At 71.2% G+C, this 17,057-nt stretch carries 15 protein-coding genes; 6 read left to right on the forward strand and 9 right to left on the reverse strand.

Translation table 11 applies throughout. The annotated features are described in order from the left end of the window. Window positions 1–152: 152 nt before the first annotated feature. Window positions 153–692, reverse strand: coding sequence for an RNA 2'-phosphotransferase (locus ACIPK4_RS08905; protein WP_402310363.1), 540 nt, complete (start codon window positions 690–692; stop codon window positions 153–155). A 133-nt stretch (window positions 693–825) separates the two neighbouring features. Between ACIPK4_RS08905 and ACIPK4_RS08910 the strand changes: the two genes are divergently transcribed. Beyond that, entirely contained in the window at window positions 826–1,611 is a 786-nt protein-coding gene (locus tag ACIPK4_RS08910; protein WP_402310365.1) for an aquaporin, read from the forward strand. A gap of 162 nt (window positions 1,612–1,773) precedes the next feature. On the opposite strand, the gene ACIPK4_RS08915 is transcribed toward ACIPK4_RS08910, so the two are convergent. The 3 genes from ACIPK4_RS08915 to ACIPK4_RS08925 form a co-directional block, all read right to left on the reverse strand. Beyond that, on the reverse strand, window positions 1,774–2,688 hold the full coding sequence (locus ACIPK4_RS08915) for a MerR family transcriptional regulator (protein WP_402310366.1): 915 nt from the start codon (window positions 2,686–2,688) through the stop codon (window positions 1,774–1,776). A gap of 186 nt (window positions 2,689–2,874) precedes the next feature. Beyond that, on the reverse strand, window positions 2,875–4,701 hold the full coding sequence (locus ACIPK4_RS08920) for an SDR family oxidoreductase (RefSeq protein ID WP_402310638.1): 1,827 nt from the start codon (window positions 4,699–4,701) through the stop codon (window positions 2,875–2,877). A gap of 5 nt (window positions 4,702–4,706) precedes the next feature. Continuing rightward, window positions 4,707–5,564, reverse strand: coding sequence for a M24 family metallopeptidase (locus ACIPK4_RS08925; RefSeq protein ID WP_402310368.1), 858 nt, complete (start codon window positions 5,562–5,564; stop codon window positions 4,707–4,709). Between the two features lie 223 nt (window positions 5,565–5,787). On the opposite strand from ACIPK4_RS08925, the gene ACIPK4_RS08930 reads away from it, so the two are divergent. The 5 genes from ACIPK4_RS08930 (at window position 5,788) to ACIPK4_RS08950 (ending at window position 10,024) form a co-directional block, all read left to right on the forward strand. Continuing rightward, window positions 5,788–6,771, forward strand: coding sequence for an ABC transporter ATP-binding protein (locus ACIPK4_RS08930; protein WP_082411053.1), 984 nt, complete (start codon window positions 5,788–5,790; stop codon window positions 6,769–6,771). Further along, on the forward strand, window positions 6,761–7,648 hold the full coding sequence (locus ACIPK4_RS08935) for an ABC transporter permease (protein ID WP_402310370.1): 888 nt from the start codon (window positions 6,761–6,763) through the stop codon (window positions 7,646–7,648). Before ACIPK4_RS08930 ends, ACIPK4_RS08935 begins: the two co-directional genes overlap by 11 nt. Further along, the gene (locus ACIPK4_RS08940) at window positions 7,645–8,556 is read left to right on the forward strand and encodes an ABC transporter ATP-binding protein (RefSeq protein ID WP_229337996.1); all 912 of its coding nucleotides are present in this window, start codon (window positions 7,645–7,647) and stop codon (window positions 8,554–8,556) included. Before ACIPK4_RS08935 ends, ACIPK4_RS08940 begins: the two co-directional genes overlap by 4 nt. Window positions 8,557–8,570: 14 nt before the next feature. Continuing rightward, window positions 8,571–9,290: an ABC transporter permease gene (locus tag ACIPK4_RS08945; RefSeq protein ID WP_402310374.1), complete on the forward strand. Its 720-nt coding sequence runs from the start codon at window positions 8,571–8,573 to the stop codon at window positions 9,288–9,290. A gap of 86 nt (window positions 9,291–9,376) precedes the next feature. Next, window positions 9,377–10,024 carry a rhomboid-like protein gene (locus ACIPK4_RS08950; protein WP_402310376.1) on the forward strand — a complete coding sequence of 216 codons (648 nt, stop codon included), beginning with the start codon at window positions 9,377–9,379 and terminating at the stop codon, window positions 10,022–10,024. A gap of 183 nt (window positions 10,025–10,207) precedes the next feature. Here ACIPK4_RS08950 and ACIPK4_RS08955 read toward each other — a convergent pair whose 3' ends face one another. The 5 genes from ACIPK4_RS08955 to ACIPK4_RS08975 form a co-directional block, all read right to left on the reverse strand. Further along, window positions 10,208–11,020, reverse strand: coding sequence for an HAD family hydrolase (locus tag ACIPK4_RS08955; protein WP_402310377.1), 813 nt, complete (start codon window positions 11,018–11,020; stop codon window positions 10,208–10,210). Continuing rightward, complete coding sequence (serS, locus tag ACIPK4_RS08960) at window positions 11,017–12,294, reverse strand: serine--tRNA ligase (protein WP_054227187.1); 1,278 nt, start codon at window positions 12,292–12,294, stop codon at window positions 11,017–11,019. The genes ACIPK4_RS08955 and serS overlap by 4 nt, the downstream gene beginning before the upstream one ends. A 526-nt stretch (window positions 12,295–12,820) precedes the next feature. Beyond that, window positions 12,821–13,756 (reverse strand): prephenate dehydratase, encoded by a 936-nt coding sequence (pheA, locus tag ACIPK4_RS08965; protein ID WP_402310380.1) that lies wholly within the window; start codon window positions 13,754–13,756, stop codon window positions 12,821–12,823. A gap of 42 nt (window positions 13,757–13,798) precedes the next feature. Beyond that, window positions 13,799–15,082, reverse strand: coding sequence for an iron uptake transporter deferrochelatase/peroxidase subunit (gene efeB / locus ACIPK4_RS08970; protein WP_402310641.1), 1,284 nt, complete (start codon window positions 15,080–15,082; stop codon window positions 13,799–13,801). Further along, on the reverse strand, window positions 15,079–17,043 hold the full coding sequence (locus ACIPK4_RS08975) for a copper resistance protein CopC (protein WP_402310382.1): 1,965 nt from the start codon (window positions 17,041–17,043) through the stop codon (window positions 15,079–15,081). The genes efeB and ACIPK4_RS08975 overlap by 4 nt, the downstream gene beginning before the upstream one ends. Between the last annotated feature and the right edge of the window lie 14 nt (window positions 17,044–17,057).

Here is a 17,057-nt window from a genome sequence, read left to right on the forward strand (position 1 = left end):
TCGCGTATTTCGCATGGATGGTTCGGCGATCGCGAGGTACCCCCCTCACGGATCGGAATGAGGAACAGAGTAGGGGGATGATCTGACAATCTCTCGGTGAATTGCGGCGCCGCCGGGCGGTACGGGAACGGGCCGGACGGCGGCGAAGGGCGTTACGAGAAGCGCAGGAACTGCGGCGGCACGGCATCCACCAGCCACACGCCGTTGGCGCTGATCCGGAAGACGTGCCCCGCCGCGCGCATCGCCCCCGCGTCCACCGCCAGGACGACGGGCCGGCCGCGGCGCGCGCCCACCCGGGTCGCGGTCTCCCGGTCGGGGGACAGGTGCACGTGGTGGCGGGCCATGGGACGCAGACCCTCGGCGCGGATCGCGTCGAGGGCGGCGCCGACGGTGCCGTGGTACAGGTACGCGGGCGGCTCGGCCTCCGGCAGGTCCAGGTCCACGGGGACGGTGTGGCCCTGGTTGGCGCGGATGCGGGTGCCGTCGACGGCGAACCGCTGCTTGTCGTTGGCGGCGACGACGTGGTCGAGCTCGGCGCGGCTGACGGGGAATCCGTGGGCGGCGGCCGCATGGAGAAGATCGTCGATCTCCACCCAGCCCTGGGGATCGAGCACCAGTCCGATGCGTTCCGGCTGATGCCGCAGGTGTTTCGAGACGTATTTGGACACCTTCACGGTGCGTCTGTCGTCCATGGCACCAGCTTGCCGGGTCGGACGGGGGTCGAGCAGCGATTTATCGGCGCTCTGCCGGTCTCGGACACCCTCTATCGCGTTTCCAAGATACGGAATACATTTTCCGCTGAACTACTGCCCAGGGGGAGAACCCATGACGATCCACGCTTCTCTGCCGCGCCGCGCGGTCGCCGAACTCATCGGCACCGCCGGCCTCCTCGTGGTGGTGATCGGTTCCGGTATCCAGGCCTCCGACCTCAGCCGGGACACCGGTGTCGCCCTCGTCGCAAACTCGCTCGCCTCGGCCATCGGCCTCGGGCTGATCATCACGCTCTTCGGGCCGCTGTCCGGAGCCCACCTCAACCCGGTCGTCACCCTCACCTCCTGGTGGGCCCGCCGGCGCGGCGGCGAGGGGATCGGCGGCAGGGAAGCCCTGGTCTACAGCGCCGCCCAGACCGCCGGGGCCATCAGCGGCGCCGTCCTCGCCGAGGTGATGTTCGGCCGGACCCCCGGCACCTTCTCCACCCAGATCCGCGGCGGCGGCCACCTGCTCGTCGGCGAGGTCGTCGCCACCGCGGGACTCGTCCTGCTCATCCAGGGCCTGGAGCGCATCGGGCGCCCGAGGCTGATCCCGGCCGCGGTCGCGGCGTACATCGCCTCCGCGATCTGGTTCACCTCGTCCGGCTCGTTCGCCAACCCGGCGGGGACCGTCGGGCGCGCCTTCAGCGACTCCTTCGCCGGCATCGCCCCGCAGTCGCTGCCCGGGTTCATCGCGGCCCAGGCGGTCGGTGGTGTCCTGGGCCTGGCCCTCGCCGCCCTCCTCTACGGGGGCACCGGGCGCCAACCGAAGGACGCGCCGGCGACCGTGGGTCCGGCCGTACCCGTCCGCGCCCCCGGGACCGCCGCCCCCGCGAACCCCGGCTACGAGACCGTCGGTTGAGTCGTCCACAGGCTCGTCCACAGGAATGGACGACTTGTCCACAGCCGGTTGGGTGGGATTTGACGGTAAACGAGTGATCCGCCCTGTGGACTACGGTCCGGCTGTCCCCGGGCCGCCACCGGCGGCTGCCACTGGCCCGCCACCCGCGGCTGCGGCGGGCCGTTACCCGCCGGCCCGGCGCGCCAGTTCGTTCATCGTCCGGGCCTGGAGCTCCCGCTCCGTGGCGGCCCGGACGAACTCCCCGACGTGCTCGGAGCCGACCAGCTCCTGCACCGCCCGTACCGTCTCCGCCGGCAGCGGCACCGACGCGGGCCCGGAGGGCTGCGCCGCCCCGGCCGCCCCGAGATGGCGCTGCAGGTGCCGGGTCGCGAACAGCCGCATCGCCCGCGCCAGCTCGGCGTCCACCGTCTGCTGGGCCAGGGGGCGCAGTCTGCGCACCATCGTCGCCGCCTCCGCCGCGTCCGCGTCCGTCGGCGGGACCTCCCCGAGGTAACGGGCGAAGACGTGCTCGGTGGTGAACTCCAGGAACCGCGAGGCGATGTGCTCCACCTGCCCGCGCAGCTCCCGCAGATGGCCGGTGATGGCGGACAGCGGCACCCCGGCCGCGTACAGCTCGGCGGCCACCGCCAGCTCCTGCGGGGAGGGCACGAGGAACTCGTCCGGGCGGCCCGGGATCGCCTCCAGCACGCCCAGCTCGCACGCCTCGCCCACCGCGTCGTCGTCGGGCCGGCCGCCGAACCGCTCGTTCAGCTCGGCGCGGCTGATCCGGGCGGCTTCCTCGTCGGTCCAGGGTCCGTGGACCTCGGCGACGAGCCCCAGCACACCGCCGAGCCCGCGTCCGGCGTCCCATGCCTCCAGCAGCTCCTTGATGGAGGCCAGGGTGTAGCCGCGGTCCAGCAGATCGGCGATCTGGCGCAACCGTGCCAGATGCGTGTCCCGGTAGACGTTGGAGCGCCCGCGCCGCTCCGGCTTCGGCAGCAGCCCACGGTCCTGGTACGCCCTGATGGTGCGTACGGTCGCCCCGCTGTGGTGCGCGAGATCCTCGATCCGGTACTCGGCCACCGCCTGTTCTGACAATCCCGGCTCCCTACGACATGGCGGCTCGGCCGACCCCGGACGCCGCGGGCCGGGCGGCAGGCGAAGCCGCAAGGTACTCGACCGCCCTGTGCGGCGAGCCCTCCTGCGAGGGATGGTACGACCGCCGGAAGAAGCGGGATATGGCCGTGCCGGGCTCTGTCCCCGCCGGCACCGGCCCCGCCCCGTTCACAGCCGGGGTTCCAGCTTCGCGAGCCGCCGCAGCGTGCCCGGCGCGAACCGGGACAGCCACAGGGCGCCCTTGGACTCGGGTGTCACGGGCACCACGGCCTCGTTGTGCACCACGGCCCGCAGGATCGCCTCGGCGACCTTCTCCGGCGGGAAGTTGCGCAGCCCGTACAGCCGCGAGGAGCGCTCCTGGCGGCGCTTCTCCTCCGCCGCGTCCACCCCGGCGAAGCGTGAGGTGGCGGTGATGTTGGTGTTGACGATGCCGGGGCAGATCGCCGACACCCCGATCGACTGCGAGGCGAGCTCGGCGCGCAGACACTCGCTCAGCATCAGCACCGCGGCCTTCGACGTGCTGTAGGCGGGCAGCGTCCTGGAGGGCAGGTAGGCGGCGGCGGAGGCGGTGTTGACGATGTGCCCGCCCTGACCGCGCTCGGCCATCTGCCGGCCGAAGATCCGGCAGCCGTGGATGACCCCCCACAGGTTCACGTCGAGGACCTTCCTCCAGTCCTCCGAGGTGGTCTCCAGGAAGGGCCCCGACAGGCCGATCCCGGCGTTGTTGACCAGGACGTCCACGACCCCGTACTCGGCGGACGTCTTCGCCGCGAGCTTCTCCATCGCCTGCTCGTCGCTGACGTCGACGCACTCGCCCCAGGCTTCGGGGGCCCCGACGAGCCTTGCCAGCTCGGCCGTACGGGCGGCGCCCTCGGCGTCCCGGTCCACGCACACGACCCGGGCCCCGGCCTCGGCGAATGCGAAGGCGGTGGCCCGGCCGATGCCGCTGGCGGCGCCGGTGACCAGCACCAGCTGGCCCGCGAAGCGGTCGGCGTACCGGCCCGGCGCCTTCTGCTGGGGCACCCGGGTGGCGGGTTCCTCCCGGGCGATGACGAACTCGGTGATCCATGCGGCCAGCTGGTCGGGCCGGGTCCGCGGCACCCAGTGCTTGGCCGGCAGGGTGCGCCGCACCAGGTCGGGGGCCCACAGCTCCAGCTCGTCGTAGAGCCGCTCGGAGAGGAAGGCGTCCCCGGTCGGGGTGATCAGCTGGACCGGCACGTGCGCGTAGGCGTCCGGGCGCGGCCGACGCAGCCGCGGCCGTACGTTGTCGCGGTAGAGCCAGGCCCCGTGCGCGGCGTCCGAGGGCAGCGAGGCCGTCGGGTAGGAGCCGGCCGGGACCTTCTCCACCCGCTCCAGTATTCCCGGCCATCGCTTGCCGAGCGGGCCGCGCCAGGCGAGTTCCGGCAGTACGGGGGTGTGCAGCATGTACACGTACCAGGATTTGGCGCCCTGGCCCAGAAGCTGCGCGGCCCGGCGCGGGGTGGGCCGGGCCATCCGCTTCTTGATCCAGTGCCCGAAGTGGTCCAGGGAGGGGCCGGACATCGAGGTGAAGGAGGCGATCCGGCCCTCGGTGCGGGCGACGGTCGCGAACTCCCACCCCTGTACGGAGCCCCAGTCGTGGCCGACCAGGTGCACCGGCCGGTCCGGGCTGACCGCGTCCGCCACCGCCAGGAAGTCGTCGGTCAGCTTCTCCAGGGTGAATCCGCCGCGCAGCGGCGCCGGCGCGGAGGAGCGCCCGTGGCCGCGGACGTCGTAGAGCACCACGTGGAAGCGGGACGCCAGCCGCTGCGCCACCTCCGACCAGACCTCCTTGCTGTCCGGGTACCCGTGTACGAGCACCACGGTCGGCCGGTCCGTGTCCCCGAGCTCGACGACGCACAGTTCGATGCCGCCGGTGCGCACCCGGCGCTCGCGCGCCCCGACGAGGCCCGTCGCCCCGGCGCCGTCCTCGCCGCCGTTCCGGGTGCCGTCCTTGGTGCCGTCCGCTCCGCCCATGCCGCTCATGCTGCCTTCTCCTCGGCCCAGCGCCGCACGTGCGGCAGATCGTCGTCCAGCCAGAACGCGCTCTCCGCGGGATCCCGTGAGTCGGTGACGACCAGGATCTCCTCGAACTTCGCGCCGGTGCCCCGGAATCCCAGGTGCGGCTCCACCGCCCACAAGCCGGGCTGCGGCGGGTGGTCGGAGAAGCGGTACGGGCTCCACAGCGGGGACCAGCCCTCGCGGTGGCCGTGCAGGGCGTCGGAGGCCAGCCCCTTGAGGGACTGCGTCCCGAACCCGAAGGCGGTCGGGGACCAGCGCCGTTCCCTGACCCGGTCGATCTTGTGGGCGATCACGCCGAAGGGGTAGGCGCGGTGCCGGTTGGCGTACCCCTGGCGGATCATCAGCCGCTCGACGTTCTCGTAGATCTCGCGCAGCGGACGGCGCTCGCGGACCTGCTCCAGGATCAGCTCCCGGTGCACCCGGAGATCGGACATCAGCCGGTCCTGCACCGGGTTGAGCCCGAGGCTGCCCGAGTACCCGATGTCGGCCGCGTACCCCTTGTGGACGGGCGCCATGTCGAGGATGAACGGCATCCCCGGCTCCAGCTTCCGGTTCGTCGGGAAGAACTGCAGGGGGATCTTGAAGTTGGCGAAGGCGGTCCGGTCCCCGAACCACGCGAACGGCAGGTGGAACCAGTCCCGCACCCCGCGCTCGCGCAGCCACTCGCGCTGCATCCGCGCGGCCTCGCGCTCGGTCACCCCCGGCCGCAGCTGTGCGGCGACGGTCTCGGCGCACTCGTACGAGAGGCGTTGCACTTCCCTGAACCCGCGCAGTTCCGCCGAGAGTTGCGCGGTGCGTTGCCTGGTGTCCGCAGCCATCACAGCCGTCCGTCCGTAGAGCCGTACGCGCTACGCGCCCGTAAGTTGACACTGATGAATGTGACAATGACCGGAGATCACGTCAAGGCCCGTGCACGGACCTGTGGACAAACTTGTCCGGTCCGCATCAGCCTTTCGTCAGGGTGTGTAGTCCTGAAGGCGGAGACCGGATGACGCTCCAGGTCTGACGATCCGCGCGAGCCGCGCCACTAACGTCGAAGCCGTGACTGTCATCGCGACCGAAAGCCTGAGCAAGCGGTACCCCCGAGTGACCGCAATCGACCGGCTCTCCCTGGACATCGGACCGGGAGTGACCGGCCTCGTGGGTGCCAACGGAGCCGGCAAGTCCACGCTGATCAAGATCCTGCTTGGACTGTCCCCCGCCACCGAGGGCCGTGCCGCCGTACTCGGACTCGACGTCGCCACCCACGGCAGCGCCATCCGTGAACGCGTCGGCTACATGCCCGAGCACGACTGCCTGCCGCCCGACGTCTCGGCCACCGAGTTCGTCGTGCACATGGCGCGCATGTCCGGGCTCCCGCCGACCGCAGCGCGCGAGCGGACCGCCGACACCCTGCGCCACGTGGGCCTGTACGAGGAGCGCTACCGCCCCATCGGCGGCTACTCCACGGGCATGAAGCAGCGGGTCAAACTGGCCCAGGCGCTCGTCCATGATCCCCAGCTGGTCCTCCTCGACGAGCCCACCAACGGCCTCGACCCCGTCGGCCGCGACGAGATGCTCGGCCTGATCCGCCGCGTCTACACCGACTTCGGCATCTCCGTCCTGGTCACCTCCCACCTGCTCGGTGAACTGGAGCGGACCTGCGACCACGTCGTGGTCGTCGACGGCGGCAAGCTGCTGCGCTCCAGCTCCACGAGCGACTTCACCCAGATCACCACGACCCTCGCGGTCGAGGTCACCGACACGGACCTCCACCCGGACGGCACCGCGGCCCTGCGCAAGGCGCTCGCCGAGGCGGGCCTCACCCTGCATGCGGGCGAGGAGCAGGGCCTGCCCGGAGCCGGCCACATCCTGCTCATGGAAGCCACCGGCGAGGAGACCTACGACATCGTGCGCGACACCGTCGCCGACCTCGGCCTCGGCCTGGTCCGCATGGAGCAGCGCCGCCACCACATCGCGGAGGTCTTCCGCGACAGCGACCAGCAGCAGCTCGTCCGGAAGGGAGCCGGTTCCGATGGCGCCTGAGACCTCGACCCAGATCCACAACATCGGCTACCGGTCCTACGAGGGGGCCCGGCTCGGCCGCGCCTACGCCCGCAAGTCGCTGTTCTCGCAGTCCCTGCGGGGGGCCTACGGACTCGGCCGGTCCGCCAAGTCCAAGGTCCTCCCGATGATCCTCTTCGCCGTGATGTGCGTACCCGCGTTGATCATCGTCGCGGTCGCCATCGCGGTGCCCGGCTCCACCGGCCTGCCGATCAAGTACACGACGTACGCCCTGACCACCCAGGTGATCATCGGCCTCTTCCTCGCCTCGCAGGCACCGCAGTCGGTCTCCCGGGACCTGCGGTTCAAGACGGTGCCGCTCTACTTCTCGCGGCCCATCGAGCGCGTCGACTACGTCCTCGCCAAATTCGCGGCGATGGCCTCGGCGCTGTTCGTCCTCACCGCCACGCCGCTGCTGATCATGTGGATCGGCTCGCTGCTGGCCAAATTCGACTTCGCGGACCAGACCAAGGGGTTCGCCCAGGGACTGGTCTCCGTGCTGCTGCTCTCGGTGCTGTTCGCCGGCCTCGGCCTGATCATGGCCGCGCTCACCCCGCGCCGCGGCTTCGGGGTCGCCGCCATCATCGCCCTGCTCCTGATCCCTTACGGCGCCGTGACCGCCGTCCAGGGCATCACGTACAACGCCGGTTCGACCGGTGCCATCGAGTGGATGGGCCTGTTCTCCCCGATCACCCTGATCGACGGCGTACAGACGGCCTTCCTCGGCGCCACCTCCGCCTTCCCCGGCGGAGACGGCCCCTCGGCCGGTGTCGGCTTCGTCTACCTGCTCGTCGTCCTCGCCCTCATCGCCGGCTCCTACGCCGCCCTGATGGCCCGCTACCGGAAGGCCGGGCTGTGACCACCATCGACATCGACCACACCTCCCGCTGGTTCGGGAACGTCGTCGCCGTCAACGACGTGACCATGCACATCGGCCCCGGCGTCACCGGGCTGCTGGGCCCCAACGGCGCCGGGAAGTCCACGCTCATCAACATGATGGGCGGCTTCCTCGCCCCCTCCACGGGCACGGTCACCCTCGACGGCGCGCCGATCTGGCAGAACGAGCAGGTCTACAAGCAGATCGGTGTCGTGCCCGAGCGCGAGGCCATGTACGACTTCCTGACCGGCCGGGAGTTCGTCGTCGCCAACGCCGAACTCCACGGACTCGACGACGCGGCCGCGCAGCGGGCGCTCGCCACCGTCGAGATGGAGTACGCCCAGGACCGCAAGATCTCCACGTACTCCAAGGGCATGCGCCAGCGCGTGAAGATGGCCTCGGCCCTCGTCCACGACCCGTCGGTGCTGCTGCTCGACGAGCCGTTCAACGGCATGGACCCGCGCCAGCGTATGCAGCTCATGGACCTGCTGCGGCGGATGGGCGACGACGGCCGCACCGTGCTCTTCTCCTCCCACATCCTGGAGGAGGTCGAACAGCTCGCCTCCCACATCGAGGTGGTCGTCGCCGGCCGGCACGCCGCCTCCGGCGACTTCCGCAAGATCCGCCGCCTGATGACGGACCGCCCGCACCGGTACGTGGTCCGCTCCTCCGACGACCGGGCCCTCGCGGCGGCCCTCATCGCCGACCCCTCCACCGCGGGGATCGAGGTCGACCTCAAGGAGGGCGCCCTGCGCATCCAGGCCGTCGACTTCGGCCGCTTCACCGAGCTGCTGCCGCGGGTCGCGCGTGCGCACGGCATCCGGCTGCTGACGGTCTCGCCCTCCGACGAGTCCCTCGAGTCGGTCTTCTCCTACCTCGTCGCGGCCTGAAGGAGCTGGCACCCATGTACAACCCCACCGTCGCCCGGCTCACCTACCGCGCGCTGCTCGGCCGCCGCCGTGCGCTGATCCTCTGCGGACTGCCCGTCCTGCTGCTCGTCATCTCCCTCGCCGTCCGCGCCTTCACCGGCCTGGACGACAAGGTCGCAGCCGACCTGCTGGGCGGCTTCGCCCTCGCCACCATGGTCCCGCTGATCGGCGTCATCGCCGGCACCGGCGCCATCGGCCCGGAGATCGACGACGGCTCGATCGTCTACCTGCTCTCCAAGCCGGTGAAGCGCCCGACGATCATCATGACCAAGCTGATCGTCGCGATCGGCGTCACGATGGCGTTCTCCGCGGTCCCGACCCTGATCGCCGGGTTCATCCTCAACGGCAACGGCCAGCAGATCGCGGTCGCGTACACCGTCGCGGCCCTCGTCGCCTCGATCGCCTACAGCGCCCTCTTCCTGCTGCTGGGCACCATCAGCCGGCACGCGGTCGTCTTCGGCCTGGTCTACGCCCTGATCTGGGAGTCGCTCTTCGGCAGCCTGGTCTCCGGCGCGAAGACCCTCAGCGTCCAGCAGTGGGCGCTGGCCCTGGCCGAGAAGGTCGCCGGGGAAGGCTACGTCGACGCCACCGTCGGCCTGCCCACCGCGGTGACCCTGCTCGCGGTGGTCACCGTGGGCGCCACCGTCTACGCCGGCCAGAAGCTGCGCCGCCTCACCCTGGCGGGCGAGGAGTGAGCCCCCTCTGACGTGACCACCGGCGGCGGTGCCCCGCCCGGCCCACAGGCCGGGCGGGGCACCGCCGTACGGGGCAAAATCAGTGCATGGTCGAGCACCCCGAGCCCGAGCCGTCCCGGCCCATATGGTCCTGGATCCGCTCCGCGCCGGGTACGCACACATGGCTTCTGATGATCGCCGTCACCAGCGTCATCGTCGTGATCGCGCCCGACCATCTCGAACACGTCCTGCTCCACCGGCACAGCAGCAACATCCACGAGCTCACCCGGCACCCCGTGCGGGCCCTGCTCTCCAGTGCCTTCTGGATCGAGAACCCGGCCTCGCTCGCCCTGTACGCCGTCCTCTTCGAGCTCTTCCACGCCCCCGTCGAACGCTGGCTCGGCACGCTGCGCTGGCTCGTCATCGTCGCGACCGCCCACATCACGGCCACCCTGGTCAGCCAGAAGGTGGTCCTGATGGCCATTCAGGACCATCGGGCCCCGCAGAGCATGGTCCATGTCGTCGACGTCGGTGTCAGCTACGGCCTCGCGGCCTCGATCGGAGTCCTGACCTACCGGCTCCCCAACCCGCTGCGCTGGTTCTACCTCGCCGGTGTCGTCGCCTTCTACGGGCTTCCCCTCCTCACGGGAGGCACCTTCACCGACCTCGGGCACGCCATCTCGCTCGCCGTCGGTCTGCTCGCCTGGCCGCTCACCCGCCACCCGCACCCCAGGCATGTTTCACGTGAAACATGAGCACAGCGCCCACGGCGTCCGATGCACGGAAATTGACTGGTACGGGGCGTGCGCCCCGGGCAGAGTGAGTCGTGCGGGGAGCAACAAAAAGGTCCGGAGCAGCCACTTCGAGCGCGCCGTACGGCGCGGGCTGTTCCGGACCTTCCCTCGTTCTCGCGATGCTCCCCTCGGCGGGGAGGACCGTCAGGCGGCGCCCAGCAGGCGCTCCAGCACCACCGCGATGCCGTCCTCCTCGTTGGAGGTCGTCACCTCGTCGGCCACCGCCTTCAGCTCCGCATGGGCATTGGCCATCGCCACTCCCTGCGCCGCCCAGCCGAACATCGGAATGTCATTCGGCATGTCGCCGAAGGCGATCGTCTCCGCGGCCTTCACGCCCAGCCGGCGCGCGGCCAGCGAGAGGCCGGTGGCCTTCGTCAGCCCGAGCGGCAGGATCTCCACTATCCCCGGCCCGGCCATCACGATGTCCACCAGGGAGCCCACGGTCTGGCGGGCCACCTGGACCAGCGCGTCGTCGCCGAGCTCCGGGTGCTGGATGTACAGCTTGTTCAGCGGAGCAGTCCAGACCTCCGCCGTGTCCTCCAGGTAGAGCGCCGGCAGGCCCTCCTGCACCTGGTAGCCGGGACCGAACAGCACGTCGCCGTCCACCCCGTCCCGGCTCGCCGCGAGTGCCAGCGGACCCACCTCGGCTTCGAGCTTCGACAGCGCCAGACCGGCCAGCTGCCGGTCCAGCGTCACCGAGGTCAGCAGCCGGTGCGCGCCCGCGTCGTAGACCTGCGCGCCCTGCCCGCACACCGCGATCCCCTTGTAGCCGAGGTCGTCCAGCACGCCCCGGGTCCAGGGCACGGCCCGGCCGGTGACGATGATGTGCGCCGCGCCCGCCGCGGTGGCCGCGGCGAGCGCTTCACGGGTGCGTTCCGAGACCGTGTCGTCGCCACGCAGCAGCGTGCCGTCGAGGTCGGTCGCGACGAGCTTGTACGAGAACGGGGCCGGACTCACTTGGTGATCGGCTCCAGGACCTCACGGCCGCCCAGGTACGGGCGGAGCGCCGCGGGCACCCGCACGGAACCGTCGGCCTGCTGGTGGTTCTCCAGGATCGCGACGATGGTGCGCGGCACGGCGCACAGCGTGCCGTTCAGCGTCGAGAGCGGCGCGGTCTTCTTGCCGTCGCGGTAGCGGATCGACAGTCGGCGGGCCTGGAAGCCGTCGCAGTTCGAGGCCGAGGTCAGCTCGCGGTACTTGCCCTGCGTCGGGATCCACGCCTCGCAGTCGAACTTGCGGGAGGCGGAGGCGCCCAGGTCACCCGTGGCGACGTCGATCACCTGGAAGGGCAGCTCCAGGCTGGTCAGCCACTGCTTCTCCCACTCCAGGAGGCGCTGGTGCTCGGCCTCGGCCTCCTCCGGTGCGACGTACGAGAACATCTCGACCTTGTCGAACTGGTGCACCCGGAAGATGCCGCGGGTGTCCTTGCCGTACGTACCGGCCTCGCGGCGGAAGCACGGCGAGAAGCCGGCGTACCGCAGCGGCAGCTTGTCGGCGTCGATGATCTCGTCCATGTGGTACGCGGCGAGCGGGACCTCGGAGGTGCCGACCAGGTAGTAGTCGTCCTTCTCCAGGTGGTACACGTTCTCGGCGGCCTGGCCGAGGAAGCCGGTGCCCTCCATGGCGCGCGGGCGGACCAGCGCCGGGGTCAGCATCGGGATGAAGCCGGCCTCGGTGGCCTGCGCGATCGCCGCGTTGACCAGGGCGAGCTCCAGCAGGGCGCCGACACCGGTCAGGTAGTAGAAGCGCGAGCCCGACACCTTGGCGCCGCGCTCGACGTCGATGGCGCCCAGCAGCTCGCCGAGCTCCAGGTGGTCCTTGGGTTCGAAGCCCTCGGCGCCGAAGTCACGGATCGTGCCGTGCGTCTCCAGGACGGTGAAGTCCTCCTCGCCGCCGACCGGGACGTCCTCGTGGACGATGTTGCCGAGCTGGAGGAGCAGTCGCTTGGCGGCCTCGTCGGCCTCGTTCTGCTCGGCCTCGGCGGCCTTGACGTCCGACTTGAGCTGCTCGGCCTTCTTCAGCAGCTCCGCCCGCTCCTCCGGAGAGGCCTTGGGGATGAGCTTGCCGAGCGACTTCTGCTCATTGCGCAGGTCGTCGAAGCGCATGCCGGAGGACCTGCGGCGCTCGTCGGCGGAGAGCAGTGCGTCGACGAGTTCGACGTCCTCTCCACGAGCGCGCTGCGAGGCGCGGACACGGTCAGGGTCTTCACGGAGCAGCCGGAGGTCAATCACCCCTCCAGGCTACCGGGCTGGGCTTCGCGGGATCACACCGATATCACGCTGCGTGTCGCTATGTCCTAATTGCGGAGAATGGAAAACTATGGCCGGCTGGCTGGAAGTGACCCTTCCCCGGCGGTCAATAAAAGCGCCCCATTCCCCGGAAAGGGGCACAACCGGGGTAACCGACCGCCCTCTGAGCAGGACGGGAACCCCGGCCTTGTCCACAGGAATTGTCCACCGGGGGGACTTGTCCACAGGCTGTGCGCCGGATCTGTGGACACGGAATTCGATCAATCCCCACCTCTGGCCCGCCTGGGGGAATCGGGGTTCAAACCACCCTCACACACTCATTCGGGTGGGAATGGCTCGCTCCAAAGAGTTGATCCGCGATGCAGAGGTGACGCCGTTCACCTTCCGCTCCCCAGCGCGAAACCTGGGTGGCCCGACCGATTTGTCGACCTTGGGGCGCCGTGATGTCGACTAGTCCACAGGTCGCCATCTCGGCCTGTGGATAACTCTGTGGACAACTGGGGACGGGCTACGCCCGGCCGTCGAGGCAGCGCGTCAGCCAGTCGGCAGCAGCCGTGAAATCGACGTCCGAGGTTCCGGGGCGTGGGGCGCGCACGTCACCCTGAGCGATGCCTGCGCGCGGGTAGGAGCCGAGGAAGCGGACCTGGGGGCAGGTCCGCTTGAGCCCCATCAGCGCCTCGCTGACCCTGCGGTCGGAGATGTGGCCCTCGGCGTCGACGGCGAAGCAGTAGTTGCCGATGCCCTGACCCGTCGGCCGGGACTGGATGAGCATCAGGTTCACCCCGCGGACGGCGAACTCCTGGAGGAGCTCCAGCAGCGCACCGGGGTGGTCGTCGCCGAGCCACAGCACGACGGAGGTCTTGTCCGCGCCGGTCGGCGCGGCCGGCCGGGCGGGCCGGCCGACGAGCACGAACCGGGTCTCGGCGTTCTCCGCGTCGTGGATCTCGGTGACGAGCGGGACGAGCCCGTACGTGGCGGCCGCGAACTCGCCCGCGAAGGCCGCGTCGAAGCGGCCCTCCTGGACCAGCCGGGCACCGTCGGCGTTGGAGGCGGCCGACTCCCACACCGCGTCGGGAAGGTGCGCCCGCAGCCAGTTGCGCACCTGGGGCTGGGCGACCGGGTGCCCCGTGACCGTCTTGACGTCCGACAGCTTGGTCCCGGGCCGCACGAGCAACGCGAACGCGATGGGCAGCAGCACCTCGCGGTAGATCATCAGCGGTTCCCCGGACGCCAGCTCGTCCAGGGTGGCGGTGACCCCGCCCTCCACCGAGTTCTCGATCGGCACCAGGGCGGCCGCGGCCTCCCCGTTGCGCACGGCGTCCAGGGCGGCCGGGACCGACACCATCGGGACGAGCTCCCGGGTCGCGGCTTCCGGCAGTGTGCGGAGGGCGGCTTCCGTGAAGGTGCCCTCGGGACCGAGATAGGTGAAGCGCGTGGCCGACATGTGATCAGCCTAATGCCGGGTCCCCGACCCCCGGGGCGCTGTTCATCCTTCGAGCAGCCGTTGCCCCACGTACTCGCCGTCGCGGGGGCCGGGCGGTACCGCGTAGAGCCCGCTGGACTCGTGCCGGATGAACGCGGACAGGGCGTCCCCGCGGTCGAGCTTGCGCTGGACGGGGACGAAACCGCGCAGCGGATCGGCCTGCCAGCAGATGAAGAGGAGTCCCGCGTCGGGGGTGCCGTCGGAGGCGATCCCGTCGTGGAAGGAGAAGGGACGCCGGAGCATGGCGGCCCCGCCGTTCTGTTCGGGGGCGGAGATCCGGGCGTGCGCGTTGGACGCGATGACCGGTTTGCCGTCGGGGCCGATCTTGTCGAGGGCCATCTCGGTGGTCTCGGTGCCGCCGGTCAGGGGCGCGCCGGTCGCCTTCGTACGGCCTATGACCTGCTCCTGCTGGGCCAGGGACTGCTTGTCCCAGTCGTCGAGGAGCATCCGGATGCGCCGGACGACGGCGTACGAGCCCCCGCCCATCCAGGCGTGTTCAGCGGGACCGGGACCGGTGGCGGGGACGAAGATCCGCCGGTCGAAATCGGGCTCCGCGGGCTTCGGGTTGCCGGTGCCGTCGATCTGGCCCATGAGGTTGCGGGCGGTCATGGGGGCGGCGGTGGCGCCGGGGGACCGGTTGAAGCCGTTCATCTGCCAGCGCACGCGGGCGGCCTCCCCGGCGTCCTTCTGGAGGGCGCGCAGCGCATGGAAGGCGACGAGCCCGTCGTCGGCGCCGATCTGGACCCACAGGTCGCCGTCGCTGCGCTGGGCGTCGAGCCGGTCGGCCGAGAAGACGGGCAGCGGGTCGAGGGCGGTGGGGCGGCGGGCGGCGAGGCCGGTGCGCTCGAAGAAGGAGTGGCCGAACCCGAACGTGATGGTGAGGGAGGACGGCCCGGCATCGAGGGCGATGCCGGAGTCCGCTGCCGGGGCGGCCTTGCCCGCCATCAGCAGGCGGGCGGTGTCGGACCAGCGCCGCATCAGAGCGGCGGCCTCCTTGCGGCCGGCCCCGGGGGCCAGGTCGAAGGCGAGGACGTGGCCCTTGGCCTGGAGGGGGGTGGTGATGCCCGCCTGGTGGTCGCCGTGGAAGGCGACCTGGGTGGCGCCGAGGGAGGCCAGGCTCCCGGCGGCTCCTGACGCGCCGGCCGGGGAGTCGGCGAGCGCGGAGTGCGCGAGGGCGCCGCCGGTGGCGCCGAGCGCGAGGCCGGCGGCGCCTGCGGCGCCGACGGTGCCCAGCAGTCGGCGCCGGGAGATCTCGATGTCGGGGTTGCTCTCGGTCACGCTGGTCAGCCGATCTTCACGTTCTTCTGCACGGTCGTCTGGTCGATGTCGGAGGTACGGACGGTCACGTCGATCCGCCATTCCCCGGCCAGCGGCAGCTGGACGCCGGATGCGCTCCAGTGTCCGGGGGCGGCGTGCTCCGGGACGACCGGCAGGGGGCCGATGTCCTTGGCGGGCAGGGTGAAGGCGACCTTGACCTCGGGGATGTCGAGCGGTTGGCCGTCGGGGTCGTCGACCCAGACGTGGAGCGCATTGGCGCCGACCCGGCCGGGATCGACCTCGACGCGGACCGATCCCTTGCCGTTCTGGCCGCCGGTGTCGAACGGCAGCGTGATCTTGATGGCTCGGTTGGGGACGGCGGTGGCAGCGGTGTCGCGCCCGCTCGCCTCTTCGGCTGTCCGGCCGGGTTCGGTGCTGGTGAGGACGGTGGTCACCGCGAGCAGGGCGATGGCGACCCCGGCCTCGGCGAGGACGGAGCGACGCAGGCCCGCCCGCGCCGGATCGGCGTCGCGGACCTGCTTTTCGCGGGCGCTCTCGCGGGCGGCACGCTGCCGGGCGAGCTGGGCCGCGCGCTTGGGGTCCTGCGGGACCGTCACGGCGGCGGGCCGTGTTTCACGTGAAACATCGCGTCGGCGCGGGACCTTGGCCGCCTTCCCTGCGGGGACCTCGGTGAGCCGTGCGGTCCACGAGCGGGAGACGTAGGCGATGCCGACCAGGACGGCGACGAGTCCGACCTTCAGCAGCAGCAGCTGTCCATAGCTGGTGCCGGTGAGGGCGGACCAGCTCCCGACCTGGCGCCAGGACTGGTAGACACCGGTGACGGCGAGGACCACGACGCTGACGAACGCGACCCGGGAGAACCGCTGGACGGCTTCGCGCTCGATCCCCGGAACCTTGTGGAGGGCGACGAGCAGGGCGGTGAGCCCGCCGAGCCAGGCGGCGACGGCCAGCAGGTGCAGGATGTCGGCGGGCATGGCGATACCGGGCTGGATGCCGGTCGAGGCGTGCTCGGACAGGGCCCAGGTGGCTGCGATGCCGGCGGCCACCACGGCTCCGCCGATCCCGAGGCCGAAGAGCAGGTCGTCGGTCTCCTTCTCGGCCCCCCCGTCCTTCTCCCTGCGCTTGCCCGGTCCCTTCGCTGCGTCCTCGGCGGTACGTCGGGCGTACGCACCGAACAGCACCGCGAGGAACAGCGCGGCGGCGCCGAGGAGGAGCAGCCGGGAGACGAGGGAGGCGCCGGTCTTGGTCTCCAGGACGGCCCTGAGACCGTCGAGGTCCAGCGCGTCGGCGAACTTGCCGGACCCGGTGTACGGGGTGCGGAGCACCAGCATCACGAGGGTGGCGGCGGTGAGTGTCACCCAGGCCCGCACGACGAGTTTCTGCAGCGGGCGCTGCGTCGCGCCGCGCCGCCAGCACAGGAGGATGAAGGCGGCGCCGCCGACGAGGACGGTGAAACCGGCGTAGGCGGCGTAGCGGGCGATGCCGTACGCGATGCCCACCGGTCCGCCGCCCACCTGCGCGGTGGGCAGGGCGACGCTGGTCGCCGAGGGGGCGCCGATGGAGAAGGTGAAGGCGCCGGAGACGGGGTGGCTGTCGGCGGAGACGGCCTGCCAGGCGACCGTGTAGGTGCCGTCCGGCAGCCCGGAGTGCAACGCCGTGCCGTAGCGGATGGTGGTCCCGCTGCACATGTCGCGCAGTTCGCCGGTGTCCACCCGCCTGCCCTGGGGGTCCATGACGCGGATGGAGTCGTCGCCCATGGCGACCTGCTCCGAGAAGGAGAGGGTGACCTGGGCGGGGGCCGTGGCGACCACCGCCCCGTCCTGGGGGTCGCTCGCGGTGAGTGCGGCATGTGCCGTGGCCGGGCCGGCTGCGGTGAACAGGGCTGCCAGCAGGGCTGCGAGGACCAGCGCGAACCGCGGCAGGAATGCCGGGGCCCGGACGCGGGCCGGGGAGGGGGCGATGGCCGTCATGGCGTGTCAGTACC

It is taken from the genome of Streptomyces sp. NPDC086989 (genome assembly GCF_044745505.1).
Taxonomy (GTDB): domain Bacteria; phylum Actinomycetota; class Actinomycetes; order Streptomycetales; family Streptomycetaceae; genus Streptomyces.